The sequence below is a fragment of the Shewanella electrodiphila genome, from assembly GCF_023283985.1.
GTDB lineage: Bacteria > Pseudomonadota > Gammaproteobacteria > Enterobacterales > Shewanellaceae > Shewanella > Shewanella electrodiphila.
Window position 1 is genome coordinate 1 of record NZ_JAKIKU010000032.1, and the last position, 3,218, is coordinate 3,218.

Here is a 3,218-nt window from a genome sequence, read left to right on the forward strand (position 1 = left end):
GTTCTTTAACAATTTGGAAAGCTGATAGTATTTAATTGCATGAGTCTGTCATGTTAATTAATTACAAATCGTATTATTGGGAAGTTAATCCCTTTTCAGTAATACATTGAGTTCTCAAAACACTTTATTAAGTGTCTTGAATATTCTAAAAACTAAGGCGAATTTGTGTACTCGTAAGAGATGCAAATTAGTAATAAACCAGCTAGTTACGATACAACAGTTAAGGCTACCCGCCTTAACAACAGTTTGTTTCTTTTAGAAACTTATTTGGGTTGTATGGTTAAGTGACTAAGCGTATACGGTGGATGCCTTGGCAGTCAGAGGCGATGAAGGACGTAGTAACTTGCGAAAAGCGTTGGCGAGCTAGTAACAAGCATTTGAGCTAACGATGTCCGAATGGGGAAACCCGGCCACATAAGTGGTCATCATAACGTGAATACATAGCGTTATGAGGCGAACCTGGGGAACTGAAACATCTAAGTACCCAGAGGAAAAGAAATCAACCGAGATTCCCCTAGTAGCGGCGAGCGAACGGGGATTAGCCCTTAAGTCTATGGGGTGTTAGTGGAATGTGTTGGAAAGCACAGCGGCACAGGGTGATAGCCCCGTACATGAAAACTAACCATAGATGAAATCGAGTAAGGCGGGACACGTGACATCCTGTTTGAATATGGGGGGACCATCCTCCAAGGCTAAATACTCCTGACTGACCGATAGTGAACCAGTACCGTGAGGGAAAGGCGAAAAGAACCCCTGTGAGGGGAGTGAAATAGAACCTGAAACCGTGTACGTACAAGCAGTGGGAGCGGTTCTTGAGACCGTGACTGCGTACCTTTTGTATAATGGGTCAGCGACTTACATTTTGTAGCGAGGTTAAGCGAATAGCGGAGCCGTAGGGAAACCGAGTGTTAACTGCGCGTTTAGTTGCAAGGTGTAGACCCGAAACCGAGTGATCTAGCCATGGGCAGGTTGAAGGTTGAGTAACATCAACTGGAGGACCGAACCGACTAATGTTGAAAAATTAGCGGATGACTTGTGGCTGGGGGTGAAAGGCCAATCAAACTCGGAGATATCTGGTTCTCCTCGAAAGCTATTTAGGTAGCGCCTCGAGCGAATACCACTGGGGGTAGAGCACTGTTAAGGCTAGGGGGTCATCCCGACTTACCAACCCTTTGCAAACTCCGAATACCAGTGAGTACTACTCGGGAGACAGACGGCGGGTGCTAACGTCCGTCGTCAAAAGGGAAACAACCCAGACCATCAGCTAAGGTCCCAAAGTTATTGCTAAGTGGGAAACGATGTGGGAAGGCTTAGACAGCTAGGATGTTGGCTTAGAAGCAGCCATCATTTAAAGAAAGCGTAATAGCTCACTAGTCGAGTCGGCCTGCGCGGAAGATTTAACGGGGCTAAGCAATACACCGAAGCTATGGGTTTGCTCTTAGGAGCAAGCGGTAGAGGAGCGTTCTGTAAGCGGTTGAAGGTGAAGGGGTAACCCACACTGGACGTATCAGAAGTGCGAATGCTGACATGAGTAACGATAATGGGGGTGAAAAACCCCCACGCCGAAAGACCAAGGGTTCCTGTCCAACGTTAATCGGGGCAGGGTGAGTCGACCCCTAAGGCGAGGCCGAAAGGCGTAGTCGATGGGAAACAGGTCAATATTCCTGTACTTCTGCTAACTGCGATGGAGAGACGGAGAAGGCTAGGCTAGCGCGGCGTTGGTTGTCCGCGTTTAAGGTTGTAGGCTGTAAACTTAGGCAAATCCGGGTTTACATTAAGGCTGAGAACTGATGACGAGTCCCCAAGGGGATGAAGTAGTTGATGCCATGCTTCCAGGAAAATCTTCTAAGCTTCAGGTTAGTAGGAATCGTACCCCAAACCGACACAGGTGGTCGGGTAGAGAATACCAAGGCGCTTGAGAGAACTCGGCTGAAGGAACTAGGCAAAATGGTACCGTAACTTCGGGAGAAGGTACGCTGCTGGCGGTGATGAGACTTGCTCTCTAAGCTGCTGGCAGTCGCAGATACCAGGTGGCTGCAACTGTTTATCAAAAACACAGTACTGTGCAAAATCGCAAGATGACGTATACGGTATGACGCCTGCCCGGTGCTTGAAGGTTAATTGATTGGGTTATCTTCGGAGAAGCTCATGATCGAAGCCCAAGTAAACGGCGGCCGTAACTATAACGGTCCTAAGGTAGCGAAATTCCTTGTCGGGTAAGTTCCGACCTGCACGAATGGCGTAATGATGGCCACGCTGTCTCCAGCCGAGACTCAGTGAAGTTGAAATTGCGGTGAAGATGCCGTATACCCGCGGCTAGACGGAAAGACCCCGTGAACCTTTACTATAGCTTGGCACTGAACATTGAACCTACATGTGTAGGATAGGTGGGAGACTTTGAAGCTTCGTCGCTAGATGGAGTGGAGTCAATCTTGAAATACCACCCTTGTAGTTTTGATGTTCTAACCGCGGCCCCTTATCGGGGTTCGGGACAGTGCCTGGTGGGTAGTTTGACTGGGGCGGTCTCCTCCCAAAGAGTAACGGAGGAGCACGAAGGTTGGCTAAGTACGGTCGGACATCGTACGGTTAGTGCAATGGCATAAGCCAGCTTAACTGCGAGACATACACGTCGAGCAGGTACGAAAGTAGGTCATAGTGATCCGGTGGTTCTGTATGGAAGGGCCATCGCTCAACGGATAAAAGGTACTCCGGGGATAACAGGCTGATACCGCCCAAGAGTTCATATCGACGGCGGTGTTTGGCACCTCGATGTCGGCTCATCACATCCTGGGGCTGAAGTCGGTCCCAAGGGTATGGCTGTTCGCCATTTAAAGTGGTACGCGAGCTGGGTTCAGAACGTCGTGAGACAGTTCGGTCCCTATCTGCCGTGGGCGTTGGATGATTGAAGGAAGCTGCTCCTAGTACGAGAGGACCGGAGTGGACGAACCGCTGGTGTTCGGGTTGTTATGCCAATAGCATTGCCCGGTAGCTACGTTCGGAATCGATAACCGCTGAAAGCATCTAAGCGGGAAGCGAGTCCTAAGATGAGTCATCCCTAGGAATTTAATTCCTCTAAAGAGCCGTTCGAGACTAGGACGTTGATAGGCAGGGTGTGTAAGCGTTGTGAGGCGTTGAGCTAACCTGTACTAATGACTCGTGAGGCTTAACCATACAACCCAGATAAGTTTTATCTGAGTTGATGGTAACTAGATTTATTA

At 48.9% G+C, this 3,218-nt stretch carries 1 rRNA gene; it reads left to right on the forward strand.

The features are described 5' to 3' along the window. Window positions 1–278: 278 nt before the first annotated feature. Window positions 279–3,171 (forward strand): 23S ribosomal RNA (locus tag L2737_RS22095). The last annotated feature ends 47 nt before the right edge of the window (window positions 3,172–3,218 follow it).